The following is a 16,523-nucleotide window of genomic DNA, read 5'->3' on the forward strand; positions in this document are numbered from 1 at the left end:
AGGAGCCCGCTCCTGTTCGCGGCCACATCACCTGAAGAGGCTCCGCCCGGACCATCCCTGCCCGCACTCAGCGACCAAAGGCCTTTGCCAGCAGGCTCTCAGAAGGTGCGCGAGGGCGGCCGGATCATCAACGTGCCACCACGCTTCGGTCCGCCTGGCTGAGCATCTCGCCGCTCGTAGCGGCGGTGCAGGCGACGGCAACCGGCCAGCCAGGAGACGGCCCTCTCGACCACCCAGCGGTGACGGCCCAGTCGCTGACTGGACTCAATCCCTCGACGGGCGATACGCCGACAAGTACGCGCCCACCCCGCTGGGTGCGCCTTGCAATGGGATTGCCCGCGCCCTGGTCACCTGCATCGACCGGCAACAGAACGACATCGCCACTGCTCGTGCCGCGTAGCCCACTCTCCAGGTGCAACCCTTTGGGACGAGGTGTGCTGTTCTTTCGTGTCGCTTACCGGATCACGCCTGCTCTGATCCTTCGGAGGGCAGGATCCCCTCCACGATCGACCGGGCTCGGCGCGCGGGCCCGTCGGCGCCAAGAGCCTGAACCGAGGCGTAAACGCCCTCCATGATCAGAGTGAGGTGGTCGGCCAGGCCGGCCGGGTCGCTAACCGGGCTCGTCTCGGCGAGTTCCTCGCTGAGTTCGACCATGCGCGCGTGAGCCCACCTCTTCAGGCCCACGGCGTGCTGGTGGCAGACGATGTCGGGGTCGGGGAACTCGGTCAAGGTCATGAGGAAGGGGCATCCCCGGCTGCAGTGCGGTTGGGTCTGAAGAGTGAGTTCGTCGAACAGTGCCAGGATCCGGTCGCGGGGGCTACGGCCGTCGGCCCGCGTCGCCGCGGTGAACCATTCCCGGTAGTCACGCTCGGTGCGTTCGACGTAGGCGGCGACGAGGTCGTCCTTCGACGGAAACAGCCGGTAGAGCGTGACGGGAGCGATCTCGGCCTTGGCCGCGATCCTGTCCACTCCTACAGCGCGGATGCCGTTCCAGTAGAACAGATCGTGCGCGACCTCGAGCACGTGTTCGCGGGTCTCTGCCGATGTACGTCGCTTGCGGACCTTCGAGCTGGTCATACCACCAGTCTACTCACGTTAGGGGAGGTTCCCTAGCGATAGTGGGTCCAGATCAGCTCTGGGCGGTTGACCAGACAGGAGGGGTTGTGTACCTTTTGTTAGGAGACGATCCCTAACAAACTCCTCGCCGTCAGTTCCGGCTCGTTTGCGAATGAGCCGGACGTGCACCGCCAGGAGTGTCGCATGCCACCAGCGCTGTCCGGCGCCACATGGCTCCAACGCGGCAGAACCGATCGGCTTCTCATCCTCCTCCTTACCTTACGAAGGACGTTCACATGACAGGTCTGACAGGCAAGACGGCCTTGGTGACAGGGGCATCGCGGGGCATTGGGCGGGCCATCGCCGAACGCCTGGCCGCCGAGGGCGCCCTCGTCGTGGTGCACTACGGCAGCAACGAAAGCGCCGCGAAGGACGTCGTGGCGACGATTCAGGCCGCCGGCGGGCAGGCCTTCGCCGTGCGCGCTGAACTCGGCGTGGACGGCGATGTGGACACCCTGTTCACTGGCCTGGAAGCAGGCCTCGCGGGGCGACCACTGGACATCCTGGTGAACAACGTCGGCATCATGGACTACGACGCCACCATTGACACGGCCACCCAGAAGCAGTTCGAGCACGTGTTCGCGATCAATGTGCGGGCACCGCTGTTCATCACCCAGCGCGCGCTCACCCTGATGCCCGACGGCGGCCGGATCATCAACGTCTCCTCGGGAGTGACATGGTTCGCGATTCCGGAGATCGTCTACGCCATGTCCAAGGGGGCGCTGAACGTTTTCAGCCGATCGCTCGCGCACACTCAGGGCGCGCGCGGAATCACCGTCAACACGGTGTCCCCGGGTGTCACCGAGACGGACATGAACGCCTGGCTGAGCGACAGCAATGTCGCACAGGCCATCTCCGATCTGACAGCGCTGGGCCGCCCCGGCAAGCCGGCCGATATCGGTGACGTGGTCGCCTTCTTCGCCTCCGAGGACGCGCGCTGGGTCAACGGTCAGACGCTCGAGGTCAACGGCGGCCTCTTCCTAGGGCCTCGCTTGGCACGTTAGAGCCTGAAGGTTGACGGTTTGAGCCATCGGCGCCGATCTGCGGCGGGCCGGTCACGCCATGGGCTGTCGGCAGGTCACGGCGGCCGGCTGCGGTGGAGCCGCTCTGCCGTTCAAGTGGTCTGGCGACTGCCCTCATCGGGGCTAGCCGCTCCTAGCCCGCATCAGAGACACCGACGTTAGGGAGGGTGCCCTAACGCATAGGAGGCTTACGTGAGCGTGACTTCGACACCACGAGCGCATCAGCGGGTGGGCCTGGCCCTGGCCGCGCTGTTCTCGGGAACGTTCGTCATGGGGATGGCCGAGCTGCTGGTCGTCGGCGTGCTGGACTTGATCGCCAAGGATCTCGAGGTATCACTCAGCAGCACCGGCACGCTCGTGACCAGCTATGCGTTCGGGCTGGCCGTCGGCGGCCCCGTCCTGACGGCACTGACCATACGCGTGGGCCGCCGCAGGCTGTTGTGGCTGGCCATGGTGGTCTATCTGCTGGGCAACGTGGTCATGGCCCTTGCCGCGCATTTCGCGGTTCTGGTGGTGGCCAGGGTGCTGACCGGATCGATGCAGGGCCTGTTCATCGGCGTCGCCTTCGCGGTGGGGATCAGCATCGTGACGCCGGATCGGATGGGCAGGGCGATCTCGATCGTCATCGGGGGTGTCGCCGTCTCCATTGCGCTGGGCGTGCCGATCGGCACGTTGATCGGCCAGGGATTGGGCTGGCGCGGCGCGTTCCTCACCGTCATCGTGCTGGGGCTGATCGCGCTCGTCGCGCTGCTGGCGCTGGTCCCGTCGGTGACCGTCACAGGTGTGGGCGGGCTTCGGGCACAGGCGCAATTCGCGCTCGCGCCCCGGGTGCTGGCGATGCTGGTGATCGGCTTCCTGCTGCTCGGCGGCCAGTACGCCGCGCTGACCTATATCACTCCCTTCCTGCAGCAGGTCACAGGTGTGTCCGGGGCCTGGATCAGCGCCTTCCTGCTGGCCTACGGTGCCGCCACCGCCGTGGGCGCGTTCGCCGGAGGATGGGCGGCCGACCGCAACGCGGCCAGGACTCTGGTCCTGGCCAACCTGGTGCTCATCGCCGCGCTGGGCGCACTGTGGCTGCAAGGCACCAGTCCCGTGCTGGTGGCGCTGGCCCTGCTGGTGTGGGGATTGGTCGGATTCGGCCTGGTGCCCTCCCTGCAATATCGCGTGGTCAGCCTGGCCGGGCCCGGCCGTGACCTGGCCGCGACGCTGCCTGCCTCGGCGGTCAACACCGGAATCGCGATCGGGGCCCTGGTCGGCGGCTGGAGCCTGGACAGCTTCGGACCCGCGTCAGTGGTGGTGATGGGCCTGCTGGTATGCGCCGTGGCCCTGCCCGCGACCTGGGCGAGCGGCCTTCTCAAGGCCCACCCGTGAGGTTGCGGATGGGGCGTCGCCTGCCCTGCCGGGGGCCACGCACGACCGCGGCTCGGGCTGGCGGCCTGGTCGACGCACTGGCGGCGGCAATGTGATGACATTCGCGGACAGGGGATACCAAGGCGCGCGTGGCACGATCAGGACCCGTTCAAGCGTCACCGGCATCGGCCACGACTGTCACGGGAACAAACGGCCGTCAACCAGGCCATTCGGCGGTTCGAGCACTACATCGACAAGCTCGTCGGGGATTGGTCGAAGACCGACCTCGATCGCCGAGAAGTCGTCGCCGGGTGGGCTGAGCTCGTCAACCACTGATGACGCTCTGTGAAGATGGCTCTGGCGATCTTTGTGTGGTGGCGTCACGGACGGTGGTCGGGACTCTCGCCCAGGGGTGATCGCAATGGGGTAACGGACCCCGTACCGGTGCGGCCGCTCCGTGAGGATCTTGTTCGTCCAAGAACTTGATCGTCACGTGAGCGGCCGCGAGGTTCATTGTGCTCTGTGCGCAGCATGCGGTGGCGGGCGATGCCTGCTGTCTGAGGATCTTCTTCCCTCACCTGGCCGAACTGGTGGTCGACAAGGCGACCGATCACGGGGACTACGTGCTGGTCACGGCGCATACCGAGAGCGGGCCGGCGGCCTGCCGGGCGTGCGGCACCTCCTCCTCGGCTGGCCCGGAGGCCATGTCGAAGGTCTGCGGCGTAGGCATGGCGATGCTGCCGGGGTACAGCTGGGCGGCTCACTCGACAACCGGATAGCGGTGAACGTGGGAAGCGGTCCGATGCCGCCCAAAGTCCGGCAGCCAGCCGGGCGGAGGGCAGGTTCGTCGTCGGCTGATGGCATCGGAGCGTGGCGGGGTCCTCGTAGTAGTCCGAGCGCGCGAAAGGCGCGTACATGGCGAAGGAGGACAGCAAGTCAGCAGTGGAAGGGCGGGAAGACCAGGAGGGTGTCGCCGGTGAATACCGACGAACTGGAGTACGCCTTGCTCAAGGCGGAGCGCCGGGTACTGGAGATCCAGACGAAGCTGCACCGGTGGGCCCGCGAGGATCCTCATCGCAGGTTCAGTGATCTGTTCAATCTCGTTGCCGATCCCGCGTTCTTGCTGGTCGCGTGGGCTCGGGTGCGGGGCAACAAGGGAGCCCGCACGGCCGGAGTGGATGGCGAGACCGCCTGCTACGTGGAGACCGTGCGGGGCGTCGAGAACTTCCTCGACGGGCTGCGGTCCTCGATCAAGGACCGGAGTTTCTGCCCGCTCCCGGTTCGGGAACGGTTGATCCCCAAGTCCGGCGGCAAGTGGCGTCGGCTGGGGATCGCGACCGTGACCGATTGAGTGGTGCAGGCGTCCCTGAAGCTGGTGCTGGAGCCGATCTTCGAGGCGGATTTCCTGCCGTGCTCCTACGGCTTTCGTCCGAACCACCGGGCTCACGACGCGGTGGCCGAGGTTCGCCATCTCACCTCTCACTCTTATGAGTGGATCGTGGAGGGCGACATCAAAGCCTGCTTCGATGAAATTTCGCACTCGGCCTTGACGGACCGGGTGCGCAGACGCATCGGAGACAAACGTGTTCTGGCCCTGGTGAAGGCGTTCTTGAAGTCCGGAATCCTCGGGGAGGATCGGGCGTTCCGAGAGACCAGCACGGGTACCCCGCAAGGGTCAATCCTCTCTCCGTTGCTCAGCAACGTGGCCCTTTCCGTCCTGGACGAGCACGTCGCCCGGGGTCCGGGAGGTCCGGCGAGCACCTTCAACGACCGGCAGAAACGCCGCCGTCGCGGACTGCCGAACTACCGGCTGATCCGGTACGCCGACGATTGGTGCTTGGTCGTGTCGGGCACCAAAGCCGACGCGGAGGCGCTCAGGGAAGAGGCCGCTCAGGTCCTCTCCACGATGGGCCTGCGTCTGCCGCCGGAGAAGACACTGGTCACCCATATCGACGAGGGCCTCGACTTCCTCGGCTGGCGCATCCAGCGCCACCGCAAGCAAGGTACCAACAAGCACTACGTCTACATCTACCCCTCTCGCAAGGCCCTCGCGGCCGTGATGGCCAAGGTCAAGACGCAGTGCCGCAGGACAGGCACCGACCTGCCGTTCAACACCCTGCTCATCTGCCTCAACCAGATGCTGCGGGGCTGGTGCGCCTACCTTCCGGCCGGGAGTCTCCAGCGCCACCTTCCAGTACCTGAGCTCGTATGTCTGGGGCCGGGTCATCTGGTGGTTACGGCGCAAACACCCTCGGATGAATTGGAGGGACCTGCGCCGCCGCTTCTGCGGCGGCGGCTGGTGGCCGGTCAGCGAAGAACGGAAACTGTTCAGCCCGGCGAGGGTGCACACCACGCGCTACCGCTACCGCGGCTCAGCAATCCCTTCCCCATGGCCGACCAAGGGATGAGGACAACCACTGCAAACCCCGAGGGACTTGTGGAGCGCCCGTTGCGTTGAGAGGCGCACGGCGGGTGCGGGAAGCGGTCCGGAGAAACGGGCCGGTCGAAAGGCCGGAACCGCGCTCCGGACCGACTTCACGGGCTGGAGCTGACCGATCCGGGGTTCGACCACTCGGTGCTGTCGGAGTTCCAGGACCGGATAGCCCAAGATGATCGGGCGGATCGGTTGCTGGCGTGTGCAACGGCTCGTCGGGGCGGGACTGGTCAAGCAGCGGGGCCGGGTCCGTACCGATTCCACGCACGTGCTGGCCGCGGTCCGCAAGCTGAATCGCGTCGAGTTGGTCGGGGAGACGCTGCGGGTCGCGCTGGAGGAACTCGCCGCCGCTGACGCACACTGGCTGGCCGCCCTGATCGCCCCGGAGTGGGCGCGCCGGTATGGCCGCCCGGTCCGCTATGACCGGCTGCCGCGCGGCAAGGATGACCTGGCCGCGCACGTGCTGCAGATCGGCCGGGACGGCATGACGGTCCTGGAGGCGGTGTATGCGGCCGGCGCGCCGCGGCGGCTGCGGGATCTGCCGGGGGTGCAGGTGCTGCGTCAGGTGTGGGTGCAGCAGTACTGGACAGACTCCCGCGGGGATCTGGCCTGGCGGGCCGCCAAGTCCAGCCGGGACCGGCAGAGCCGCCACGGCCGGCCGCGCCGATCGTCCGGCGAGGAAAGCGACGAAAAGCCGGACCCGGCCCGGGTGCCGTGGTCCGGGATCGAGATCGTCAGCCCGCACGATCCCGAAGCCCGCTACTGCCGAAAAGAAGGAAAGACGACCACGAAAGCCGAGTGGGTCGGCTACCGGGATCATCAGAGCGAGACCTGCGACGACAGCGTCCCGATCGTGATCGTTCACGTCCTCACCCGGCCCGCGCCGGTCCAGGACATCGACGCCGTGGACGACATCCACGCGGGCCTGGCCGCCAGCGGCTTGAAGCCGGTCGAGCATCTGGTCGACAGCGGCTATGTCACCCCGGATGTTATCCACCACACCGCCCAGCAGTGGAGCATCGCCCTGATCGGACCGGTTCGCGCCGACCCCCGCGGACGGCCCGGCTTCACCAAGGAAGACTTCCACGTCAACTGGGACGATCACACCGTCACCTGCCCGCGCGGGGTGACCAGCCCGCCTTCAAACCCACCCTCGGCGACGGCAAGCCCCGTCTGTCGGTGCTGTTCCCTCGCGCGGCCTGCCGGGCCTGCCCCGACCGCGCCTCCTGCACCGGCGACGCCAGCGGCAAGGGCCGCCACCTCACCCTGCTGCCCAAGCCGCTGCAGCAGATCCAGACCCGCAACCGCGCCGAGCAGCACACCGAACCTTGGAAGGCCCGCTACGCCCTGCGCGCCGGCTGCGAGGCCACCGTCTCCGAAACCACCCGCGCCCACGGCCTACGCAACTGCCGCTACAAAGGCCTCGCCAAAACCCACGTCCAACACATCCTGACCGCAGCCGGCACCAACGTCACCCGCCTCGCCGACCACTACACCCCCGACATCATCCCCGACCGCCCACCACGTCCGATCAGCCCGTTCCAACAACTCTGCCAACGGCTGGCGACCCACAACCCTAGAATGACCTCGAAGATCACTAACAGCATCCCGAAGGTGGGCCAGAGCCAGAACCCAAGACCATCTACCCGGGCATCCTCATGGCCGTTGACACGCTTCATAAATCCTGAAATGCAGGTCCATGCCTCGCTCTCCCACCGCGCAGCCGCCCGGCCACGGCAGCCGCGCCTCACCGCATGAGGCCAACAGAACGGGCACCAGGTAGTACGACGCGCGGATGCTGCTGACCTCCGCAAGCTCGGGCGGGGCATGGCCATTGGGAGGTCGCAGGATGGCGACCTCTTCGGTGTTGGTGGCCGACCGCGCGACGCTGTAGCCGCATCGCCGTAGCAGGTCGAGCAGTGTGCGTACGTCCTGGCAGCTGGGCACGTTTCCCAGATGCACGAGCCGGCCGACCGCCGCGGCAGTGGCGATCAGCGGAAGCGCGGCATTCTTGGACCCATCCACCCGCACGGTGCCGACCAGCGGCTCTCCATGATGAATTGTTATCGCATCGGCGAGGGACACGACCAGGGAGATGGTCATCTGCGCTCCTTCGACAGGGGAGGCCCGCCGGGCGAGGATGGCTCGGTCGGAAACTTGAAATCACCCTCAGTAGATAAGGAGCGGCAGAGCGCTGTCAGGGTGACAATGAGAGGCATACACGGACGCGCTTGTCCTGGAGGGCGTGATGCAACGCGATGCCCTCCAGCAATCCCGCTGTCCGTGGGTCATCCAGCTGCGCAGCGAACGAGAATCGCGAATTTGGGACGTCCCTGACCTGCCCAGCGCAGGACGCCTGCTCATCCAGGACTTGCCAGGAGTGCCTCCTCCCGCCACGGATGATCCGCAGTCACGAGATCGCAGCAGCGATCTCGTGATCAATCTATTATCGTCGATTCTCGATGGACACTTCCGCTGAGCCACTGGGACGGGCCGAGGAGTATGCGAGCTGGTTCAAGGCGCTGGCCGATGCCACTCGCATCCAGATCGTGTCGCTGCTGGCCAGACGCCGCGGTCCGATGACCGTGGGCGAGATCGTGACCGCGTCCGGGGTGGGGCAGTCGACCGTGTCCCACCATTGAAGATCCTGGCTAAGTGGTCTCGCCCGTAAGTTCTTCGGGGGTTCACGTAGCTGCTGGCGGCAGGCTGGTGGGCGTAGCCGGTGGGCTGCTGGGAGTGCTCTTTCTGTTCGTGTCGCTCGATCCGGGCCAGCAGGTCCTCGAGGTCGGCCGGGGTGAACTCCCATGTGAAGGGCCGGGCGGTCTCGTTGTAACGACGCTCGAAGGCGATAAGCCGGTCTTCGACCTGGTCAAGGCTGGTGAAGTCGTTGGGTGAGCAGACCTTGCGCTGCACGATGAAAAAGAAGATCTCCACCTGGTTCAACCACGAGGCGTGCACGGGGGTGTGCACCATCACTGCGTTGGGGAACCGTGCGGCCAGCCGGTCGCAGGCGGCCTTGCCGCGGTGGCTGGAGCCGTTGTCGACCACCCAGAACACACGTTTCGCCGACGCGTAGGGCTCAGTGGTCATGACCTGCTCGACGAGGGTCATGAATGGGACGATCCCGGTCTTGGCCGCGCACTGCCCGAACACACGGGCGCGGTGGACGTCGTAGGCGGCCAGGTAGGCCAACGATCCACCACGGTCGTACTCGTGGTTGACCCGCATCATCCGGGCTCTTCCCGGTGGCAGGGTCGGGTGGCAGCGGCAGCGGGCCTGGATCGAGGTCTTCTCGTCCGAGGAGATCACGTACTCGTCGTCTCCCAGCAGGTGGCCGTCCCAGACCCGTTGGTAGAGGTCCAGCACCCGGGCGGCCTTGATCGCGAAATCCGGGTCGCGGATGAACACCCACGACTGCTGCTGCCAGGGCTTGAGCACGGCAGCGGCCAGGATCCGGCGGACGGTCGATGCCGAGATCGCCGTGATGATGCCCCGGCCGGTCACCTCGGCCGCCAGCTCGCTGCTGCTCCACCGCGACAACGGCACTCCGGTCTCGGCCGGCAGTTGGCAGGCCAGTGCTTTGACCTCGGCCCGCTGGGCGGGGGTGAAACGGGGTGGCCAGCCCGAGCGGGGTCGGTCGGTCAACCCGTCTATCCCCTGGTCGGCATAGCGGCCGCGCCATGTCCGGACGGTGTCGATATGGACCTGTTGCCGGACGGCAATACGCGCGTTGGAGTAGCCGCGGGCGGCGTCCAGCACGATCCGGACGCGGACGACCTGCTGGTAGGGGGCGGTGCGGGAGTAGGCCAGCTTCTTGAGCCGATGCCGCTGGGACGCGGCCAGGACGATCTGGCGGGCACGGGGAAGGGGCACTCGGGGGCACTCGGGAAGATCTTCGGGGGACCGCCCGACCCTGCCCGATCCACCCACCCCACCATGATCGACACGCCGGGGGCGGCAAGATACCTCTCATGCCCGCGATCCCAGACTCGACCAAGACTTCCCTTGCTCAGCGGCTGCGCCAACACGCCCGCGACCACTGGCCCCAGCTGAGCAGCCTGCACGTCCGCTACCACGGCCAGTTCGCCTACATCGAAGGCGAACTGGCCGACGGCGACCGGCTACCCCTCATCCGGCTGCGCTACGGCGGCTCGGCCTCCACCTGGGGATTCGGGCTCTACCTCGCCAGCAGCGGCAAATACGAGAACCAGATCCTGCCCACCGGCTTCACGGCCGGCAGCCCCCAAGAAGCCCTCGACTGCGCCTGCGGCCTCTACCTCGGACACTGACCCCGAAGAACTTACGGGCGAGACCACTAAGTTGCGGTTGGTGCTGGTGGAACGTAAGAACACGGCGAGGCGAGCCTGTACCGGATCAACGACGCCTGCGTGAGCTACTTTCCCACCGCCGCCGACGTGGTGATGGGCAATCCCGTACCCGTCGCTCCCACCTGCGACTGAGGAGAGAGCTGCCATGGCACACGACAAGATCGTTGCCTGCTATTCAGGGCTGGCCCGCGCAGCGGCCTCGGGTGAAAACCGTCACCGACTGCAGCTCTGAAGCGTTCGAAGAGGGCTGTTTCGGAGCCGCAGGCCAGGGCGGTCCTGCGACGCGGCGGGTCGCATGAGTGCATCGCGGATGGATGCCTCTGTGGGTGAGGAGACGTCAGACGCGGGTGCCCGACGCCCATGTCGGCCCTCGTTCCAGGCCGCCGAGCAGGGTGCGGATCGCGGCGGTCAGAGTGCCGACCTCGGCGGCGTTGCCCAGGCACAGCCTGACCCCCCGGGGGAGGACCTGGTCGCCGGCACCGAAGTACACCGTGGGGCTGATGGAGATGCCCAGGCCGTCCGCGAGCACGACCACCTCGGATGCGCTCCATGGTTCATGCAGCTCCACCCAGGCGTGCAGCGCGGCGGTCCTGACGTGGCTGACCGCCGGGTGTGTGCGCAGGAGATGCGCGGCCGCCGCTCGTCGGCGCGCCATCTCCTCGCGTTGCCAGTCGAGCAGCCGGTCTGCGGTGCCGTCGTCGAGCCAGCGCATGGCGACGGCGGTCGAGAGCGGCGACGGGTTGAAGATGGTCGCGCGAATGAGGGCACCGAGGCGGTCGGCCATCTCCGGCGGTCCGGCAAGGAAACCGCAGCGCAGCCCCGGCGCGAGGGTCTTGGACAGGCTGGTGAGGTAGAGGGTGCGTTCGGGCGCCAGTGCGGCCAGCGGGGTGACGTCGGCGTCCTCGACCAGCAGCCCGAAGACGTCGTCCTCGATGATCAGCAGGTCGTGGCGGCGGGCAATGTCGACGATCGCCTGCCGCCGCTGCAGCGAAACGGTGATGGCGGTCGGATTGTGGGCCGTGGGCATGCAGTACAGCGCCCTTGGCGCTGTACCAGATGCGCATGCCTCCTCCAGCGCCTCCGGAATCAGCCCCTCCGCGTCCAGTGCAACGGCGGATACGCTGATGCCCAGCAGTTGGGCGGCGGATTTGACCCCGGGATAGGTGAGAGCCTCAGTGAGGAGAATCTCGCCCGCCCGGAGCGACGCGGTAAGCGCCACAAGGAGGGCGTGTTGGCCGCCATGGCAGATCGCCACCTGCTCAGGGTCGACTTCCAGACCGCTGCGTGCCAGCCACCTGCACGCGGTCTGGCGATGCTCGTAGCTGCCGATGTCGGGCTCGTAGCCGAGGAGCGCGCCGACATCGACGGTGGTGGACACCGTCGTGAGCGCCTTGCGCAGCAGATTCTCATGCATACTTCTCGCCGGGGCGTTGACCGCCATGTCGAGTCGCCAGGCACCGGCAGACTGCCCGGGAGTCGGTGTGTCTCGCAGGTGGGGAATGCCTGAGACGAAGGTGCCTCGCCCGACGGTACTGCTGATCAACCCTTGCTGCTCCGCCTCGCGGTATCCACGGCTGACCGTCGGAACGGCGACGCCCAGGTCACGCGCCAGCTCACGGTGAGGTGGCAGTCGATCCCCTGCCGCCAGGCGGCCGGTCGCCACGGCGGTGGCGATCGCCTCCGCGATGCGCCGGTAAACCGGTCCTGTGTGGACGTTGTCGTCCAGCAGGTCCGTGAACAGGCTGGGGTTGGCCGACATCATTCTCCTACAGATCGATCATGACGCTCGTTGTGGGACGAGCACAGCACACTGTTACCTGTCCTGGCTGCACACCGTCCATCGGGTCGATCGCATACTCGATCTCGCCGTCGTCGATCCTGGACACGCATATACCGCACAGCCCGGTGCGGCATGAAGCTTCGGGGCGCAGACCGGCCTGTTCAGCCAGCGCGAGCAGGCTGAAGGTGTTCTCGCGCCATGGAACAGCGATCCCTGAACGGGCAAAGGTCACGACGATCGGCCGTCCATCGGCGTCCACCGCGATGGGAGCGGCCTCCGCCTCCTCGTCGCCGAACAGAGAGCGCGCCGCCCCGAAGTACTCAAAGTTCACATGGTCAGCGGAAATGCCCCACTCGACCAGGCCGGTGACGATGTCCTCCATGAAGTCGGCAGGCCCACAGATGTAGTAGTCCGCCTCCAGCGAAGGCAGGATCCGCTCCAGTACGGCGGGGGTGAGCCGCCCGGCCTCGTCGAAGTCCCGTCCGAGGGCATCCTCGGGCACGGGGCGGCTGAACATCAGATGGCTGTGCAGCAGCTCACTGGATGCAACCAGGCGGCGCACGTGCGGGCCGAAGGCGAGCTCATGCGACGAGCGAGCCCCGTGTACGAAGAAGACCGGGCGTCCCGGCTCGAGCTCGGCAAGTTGCTCAAGCATGGCGAGCATCGGCGTGATCCCGATTCCCGCACTGATGAGCACCACCGGCCGGTTGCCGGGCTTGACGACGAACCGCCCGCGCGGCGAGCGCGCCAGCAGCTGTGAGCCCACCGCAACCTCCGAGTGCAGATGCCCGGAGGCGACCCCGGCAGGCGCATCTGGCGACTCGGACGGGGCAGGCTCGCGCTTGACGGCGATGCGGTAGCCATGGTCGTCCTCACTACGCCCGACCAGCGTGTACGTCCGAACGACAGGCTTGTCGCTACGTGGCACATCGAGCGACACGGTCAAGGACTGGCCCGCCTCAAAGTCCGGCAAGCGCGAGCCATCCGGGTCGGCCAGCTCGAACGAGACCACCTCGGCTGCCTCTCGGCGGCGGGCCGTGACAACGAGCGGACGGTCGCCGGACCACGCGTCGTCTCCTCCCTGAGCGCGACAGAGCAGTTTCTCGGCCTTGGTGCGCAAGGCGAGCGGCAGCGCGGAGCAGGCCAGCACGCGGCTGAGCGCCTCGACGTCGGGTCGCTCCAGATGCAGTAGGCGGGCTAGGTCGGCCACGGACATACCGTCTTCACCCTGGCGCACCAGCTCGATCTTGTCGCCGGGCCGCACGAGACCGGGCTCCACCACGTTGCAGAAGAAGCCTATCCGTCCGCTGCGCAGATAGCGGGTCGGAAAGTCCTCCTCCCCGAGCCGCACCGCCATCTTCCGACAGGGGATGCGCGGCTGCGTCACCCGCAGGCGGACCTCGCCGATGCGCAGTTCATCGCCGAGCATAACCTCGGCATCCACGGGCCCGTCGATGGTCAGATTCTCGCCGAAGGTGCCGTGCGGCAGCTGACGGCCGAGCTCGCTGTCCCAGCTGTCGTAATAGCTGCGCTGATAGCAGAGCAGTGCACGATCCAGATCGTCCGCATCGTCGACGTGGTCGTCCGTGACCAGCCCACTCGCCTCGACCCGTACCGCGCCATCCGTGGGGCGTTTGTCGAAGCCGGTGATGATCGTCTCCCTTTGGACGATCATCGGCTTCGCCTCCCCGACGTTGACTGAGAGCAGCGCCCCGAAGAAGTCCTGTGCCATAGCCTCAAAAGTAACAGTACAATCTTCCCATCGTCCACATATCGTGCTTGCACAATCGCTATATTGAGCACATGCGCCAGGCAGCCCAATCCAGCAAGCTCCGACACGTGCGCTACGACGTCCGACGTGAGGGCGACGGCAGTGGCGGACGCGGAACGCCGCGTCCTAAATGCGGACCCTTGAGTAGCACATACTGCGTATGCATACTTAGTACTCATGCCGGTCAGACATGGGCTGCTCGCCTACTCAGCAGGGGATCCCGCCATGGCTACCAACTGCGGGTCGAATTCGAGGCGTCGACCTGACCGCCGTAGCTTCCTAGTGGCTCGTTAAGCAACCTTGGCCGGGTAACTGGTCCAACTTCGGACGGGTGAGCTGGCGGCGAAGCTGGTCTTCGGTTGCGCGCGGGCGTTGCGCCAACGGACGTAGGCACCGATCGCCGCGTTCTGCTCGTCATGAGTGTGGTGGTCGGTGCCGTTGAGGGCGTACGCCCGAGGCCACCAAGGATGCCGACTCAGCGAAATAACCTCCCAGCGCCAAGCCGCACACCAAAGACCCCGTCAGCCGCTGCCGGGGTCTTTCGCTTACTGATCACCAAGAGCAAGATCAAAGGTCCAGCAACATGCAGGCCTCACACGACCCCTCCGGCGTCGTGTTCACCGTGCTGGCGACCCTGGCAGGGATGGAACGCGATCGCATCCGCGACCGCACCTTGGCAGGCCACGAAGCCGCCCGCGGCCAGGGCCAAAGGCGGCACCGACGTCACCGACGATCACATGCTCTCCATGGCCCTCTACCTGCGCGGACCTCAGCCTGCGCGACATCGCCGCGCGGCTCGTCATCACCAGCGGCGCGAAGAAGGGCCGTCACCCGTCGGCGGTGACCGTCATGCGCCTGCTCCGCGAACACGACCAGCAGACCGCGACCTGACTGACCAGGTTTGCTCTCCGGCCCCTGGGAACGGCTGAACGCGGCCAGGGCCCCTACCGTAGGCGGATCGGAGAGCCTAACCGACAGTTCGTGATCACATGTATCCCGTTGCCCGTGCCGCCGTTTGGCGCAGCCCCTCGGCCAGTTCGGCGGTAGGGCCGGATGGCTCGAGCCCGGTCAGGGCACTGGCGACGGCCGTCGCGGCTGACGGCGCGAGACTTCCCCGATGCGGGATGCCAGCCTGAGGGGCCAGCAGGTAGATGCTTGGAGCGCCTGGTACGCGCGTCGACGCGGGCCGGCTCGGCGGCGTGGTGGCTGGTGCCGTACACGTCGGCTAGCGTCAGTAGGGACGGCAGCAACTCCGAGTCCTCGCCGACGGGCAGCTTCGCCAGGGTGCCCTAGGCCTGCGGGACTCGGATCGCCTTGGCCTGGGCGCCGCCGACGCCGCCGGTAGCCCAGAAGCCGCCGTTGAGGCAGGAGGTGTATGCAGACTCTCCCGGCAGAAGTCGCACGTGTTGTCGGAAAAGCGAACGGCGCCACCACCAGATCACCACGCTTGAGCCCGGACACCTGTGAGCCGAAGTCCTCGATGACGCCGAGGAATTCGTGCCCCATCGGGGTGCCCTGCGCCGAAGCCGGCAGGGAGTGGTACCGGTGCAGGTCGCTGCCGCAGACGCACGTCCCGGGAGTATGTGACTGGTTGCTGACGCCGAGGGATCGCAACAAGACGACCACGGCGCTGGCCGGGGTGGAGCCGGTGGTTGGGTCCAAGAGCGCGGCGGCGCAGCGGGTGCAGTACTTTCTGTCCGAGTCGTGCTGGGATCCTGATCGGGTCAATGCCCGGCGGCTGGAGTTGCTGCTGGCCCAGGGTGCGACCGCGCCGCACGCGGGCGGGGTGCTGGTGATCGATGACAGTGGGGACCGCAAAGACGGCACCGCTACCGCGCATGTGGGCCGCCAATGGCTGGGCCGGTACGGCAAGACCGACAGCGGCATCGTCACGGTGAGCACTCTGTGGGCCGATGAGCGCCTCTACTATCCGTTGCATGCCCGGCCCTACACGCCGGCCCGCCACTTCGCGCGGGGGAAGAGCGATGCGGCTTTCCGCACCAAGTGGCAGATTGCCGTGGAGTTGGCAGGGCGGGATGTCACGGCGGGGATGGCCTTTCGCGCCGTGCTGGCCGACTGCGCCTTTGGTGATCTGGACGACTTCCGTGGCGAGCTGCGCACGGCGGGCTTGGGCTGGGTGGTGGCGGTGCGCCCCAAGCACGGCACGTGGGCCTATGGCGCCGATGCCTAACCCCCCGCGACGCCGCCGCCGTGCTGGCCTGGGACGGGCCGCAGGCGCCCGGCGACTGGGCGGCGGTGCAGCGGCGTTTCCGTGATGGGCATGTCGAGACCTGGTGGGCGGCCGAGGCGAGTCTGGGGTTTTGGGGACCTGATGGGACCACCCGGCTGGTGATCGCCACCCTCGACCCGGCCACCCTGCCGGACAAGGCCACCTGGTACCTGGCCACCAACCTGCCCCGCCCTGGCGGCCCGCGCGTGGCCGAGTCCCCGCACCCGCCTGCCGACCTGGCCGAGCTGGTCCGCCTCTACGGTCTGCGGCACTGGGTCGAACAGGGCTACAAGCAGGTCAAGGACGAGTTGGGCTGGGCTGGGTAGTCGATGCGGGGAAGCATCGCGGCCACGCCGTCGTGCACCGCGGTGAACCCTTCCGGCTCCGGGGCAGCCTGCAGCCGGGCCAGGTGCAGCTTGCCACCATTGATGGACACCGCCGCGTTCGCCGGCAGCCCGGCGGCGACCTCCCGGTAGGCGCCATCCAGCAGCT

At 67.2% G+C, this 16,523-nt stretch carries 14 protein-coding genes and 4 pseudogenes; 11 read left to right on the forward strand and 7 right to left on the reverse strand.

Annotated features, from left to right (window positions below):
• Positions 1-98: 98 nt before the first annotated feature.
• A pseudogene (locus tag AB0B91_RS61680) lies at positions 99-287 on the reverse strand (hypothetical protein); the annotation flags it as partial.
• Positions 288-462: 175 nt separating this feature from the next.
• A complete protein-coding gene (locus AB0B91_RS61685; protein ID WP_358342120.1) occupies positions 463-1,077 on the reverse strand; it encodes a TetR/AcrR family transcriptional regulator in 615 nt (204 codons plus the stop codon).
• Between the two features lie 275 nt (positions 1,078-1,352).
• Here AB0B91_RS61685 and AB0B91_RS61690 point away from each other — a divergent pair, with 275 nt between their 5' ends.
• From AB0B91_RS61690 to AB0B91_RS61720, 7 genes and pseudogenes are all read left to right on the forward strand, one after another.
• Positions 1,353-2,120, forward strand: coding sequence for an SDR family oxidoreductase (locus AB0B91_RS61690; RefSeq protein WP_358342122.1), 768 nt, complete (start codon positions 1,353-1,355; stop codon positions 2,118-2,120).
• Positions 2,121-2,330: 210 nt separating this feature from the next.
• Complete coding sequence (locus AB0B91_RS61695) at positions 2,331-3,509, forward strand: MFS transporter (protein ID WP_358342124.1); 1,179 nt, start codon at positions 2,331-2,333, stop codon at positions 3,507-3,509.
• Positions 3,510-3,597: 88 nt separating this feature from the next.
• A pseudogene (locus tag AB0B91_RS61700) lies at positions 3,598-3,716 on the forward strand (IS5/IS1182 family transposase); the annotation flags it as partial.
• 748 nt (positions 3,717-4,464) lie between these two features.
• Positions 4,465-4,839 carry a hypothetical protein gene (locus AB0B91_RS61705; RefSeq protein ID WP_358342126.1) on the forward strand — a complete coding sequence of 125 codons (375 nt, stop codon included), beginning with the start codon at positions 4,465-4,467 and terminating at the stop codon, positions 4,837-4,839.
• 3 nt (positions 4,840-4,842) lie between these two features.
• Positions 4,843-5,460: pseudogene (locus tag AB0B91_RS61710) on the forward strand (reverse transcriptase/maturase family protein); the annotation flags it as partial.
• Between the two features lie 226 nt (positions 5,461-5,686).
• Positions 5,687-5,896, forward strand: coding sequence for a hypothetical protein (locus tag AB0B91_RS61715; protein WP_358342191.1), 210 nt, complete (start codon positions 5,687-5,689; stop codon positions 5,894-5,896).
• Positions 5,897-7,101: 1,205 nt separating this feature from the next.
• The gene (locus tag AB0B91_RS61720) at positions 7,102-7,680 is read left to right on the forward strand and encodes a transposase (protein WP_358342128.1); all 579 of its coding nucleotides are present in this window, start codon (positions 7,102-7,104) and stop codon (positions 7,678-7,680) included.
• Here the strand turns inward: AB0B91_RS61720 and AB0B91_RS61725 are convergent.
• Positions 7,579-8,025, reverse strand: a complete 447-nt coding sequence (locus AB0B91_RS61725; protein ID WP_358342130.1) for a hypothetical protein — start codon at positions 8,023-8,025, stop codon at positions 7,579-7,581. The two genes, AB0B91_RS61720 and AB0B91_RS61725, sit on opposite strands and share 102 nt — an antisense overlap.
• 359 nt (positions 8,026-8,384) lie before the next feature.
• On the opposite strand from AB0B91_RS61725, the gene AB0B91_RS61730 reads away from it, so the two are divergent.
• On the forward strand, positions 8,385-8,564 hold the full coding sequence (locus AB0B91_RS61730; RefSeq protein ID WP_358342132.1) for a metalloregulator ArsR/SmtB family transcription factor: 180 nt from the start codon (positions 8,385-8,387) through the stop codon (positions 8,562-8,564).
• 196 nt (positions 8,565-8,760) lie between these two features.
• Here the strand turns inward: AB0B91_RS61730 and AB0B91_RS61735 are convergent.
• A pseudogene (locus AB0B91_RS61735) lies at positions 8,761-9,852 on the reverse strand (IS630 family transposase); the annotation flags it as partial.
• Between the two features lie 41 nt (positions 9,853-9,893).
• Between AB0B91_RS61735 and AB0B91_RS61740 the strand changes: the two are divergent.
• The gene (locus AB0B91_RS61740; protein WP_358342134.1) at positions 9,894-10,211 is read left to right on the forward strand and encodes a hypothetical protein; all 318 of its coding nucleotides are present in this window, start codon (positions 9,894-9,896) and stop codon (positions 10,209-10,211) included.
• 376 nt (positions 10,212-10,587) lie between these two features.
• On the opposite strand, the gene AB0B91_RS61745 is transcribed toward AB0B91_RS61740, so the two are convergent.
• From AB0B91_RS61745 to AB0B91_RS61755, 3 genes are all read right to left on the reverse strand, one after another.
• On the reverse strand, positions 10,588-12,009 hold the full coding sequence (locus AB0B91_RS61745; RefSeq protein WP_358342136.1) for a PLP-dependent aminotransferase family protein: 1,422 nt from the start codon (positions 12,007-12,009) through the stop codon (positions 10,588-10,590).
• 7 nt (positions 12,010-12,016) lie between these two features.
• Positions 12,017-13,762: an MOSC and FAD-binding oxidoreductase domain-containing protein gene (locus tag AB0B91_RS61750; protein WP_358342137.1), complete on the reverse strand. Its 1,746-nt coding sequence runs from the start codon at positions 13,760-13,762 to the stop codon at positions 12,017-12,019.
• A 1,107-nt stretch (positions 13,763-14,869) separates the two neighbouring features.
• Complete coding sequence (locus AB0B91_RS61755) at positions 14,870-15,427, reverse strand: alcohol dehydrogenase catalytic domain-containing protein (RefSeq protein ID WP_358342139.1); 558 nt, start codon at positions 15,425-15,427, stop codon at positions 14,870-14,872.
• Here AB0B91_RS61755 and AB0B91_RS61760 point away from each other — a divergent pair.
• The gene (locus AB0B91_RS61760) at positions 15,393-15,992 is read left to right on the forward strand and encodes a transposase (RefSeq protein ID WP_358342141.1); all 600 of its coding nucleotides are present in this window, start codon (positions 15,393-15,395) and stop codon (positions 15,990-15,992) included. The genes AB0B91_RS61755 and AB0B91_RS61760 overlap by 35 nt on opposite strands.
• 20 nt (positions 15,993-16,012) lie before the next feature.
• Positions 16,013-16,357: a hypothetical protein gene (locus tag AB0B91_RS61765; protein WP_358342142.1), complete on the forward strand. Its 345-nt coding sequence runs from the start codon at positions 16,013-16,015 to the stop codon at positions 16,355-16,357.
• Positions 16,358-16,523 lie beyond the last annotated feature (166 nt).

It is taken from the genome of Nonomuraea sp. NPDC049141, from assembly GCF_040648415.1.
Taxonomy (GTDB): domain Bacteria; phylum Actinomycetota; class Actinomycetes; order Streptosporangiales; family Streptosporangiaceae; genus Nonomuraea.

Bases quoted from the DNA above. Each gene is read 5' to 3' on its own strand.
- AB0B91_RS61685 (WP_358342120.1), bottom strand. From the start codon at position 1,077: ATGACCAGCTCGAAGGTCCGCAAGCGACGTACATCGGCAGAGACCCGC.
- AB0B91_RS61690 (WP_358342122.1), top strand. From the start codon at position 1,353: ATGACAGGTCTGACAGGCAAGACGGCCTTGGTGACAGGGGCATCGCGG.
- AB0B91_RS61725 (WP_358342130.1), bottom strand. From the start codon at position 8,025: ATGACCATCTCCCTGGTCGTGTCCCTCGCCGATGCGATAACAATTCAT.
- AB0B91_RS61730 (WP_358342132.1), top strand. From the start codon at position 8,385: ATGGACACTTCCGCTGAGCCACTGGGACGGGCCGAGGAGTATGCGAGC.
- AB0B91_RS61740 (WP_358342134.1), top strand. From the start codon at position 9,894: ATGCCCGCGATCCCAGACTCGACCAAGACTTCCCTTGCTCAGCGGCTG.
- AB0B91_RS61745 (WP_358342136.1), bottom strand. From the start codon at position 12,009: ATGTCGGCCAACCCCAGCCTGTTCACGGACCTGCTGGACGACAACGTC.
- AB0B91_RS61750 (WP_358342137.1), bottom strand. From the start codon at position 13,762: ATGGCACAGGACTTCTTCGGGGCGCTGCTCTCAGTCAACGTCGGGGAG.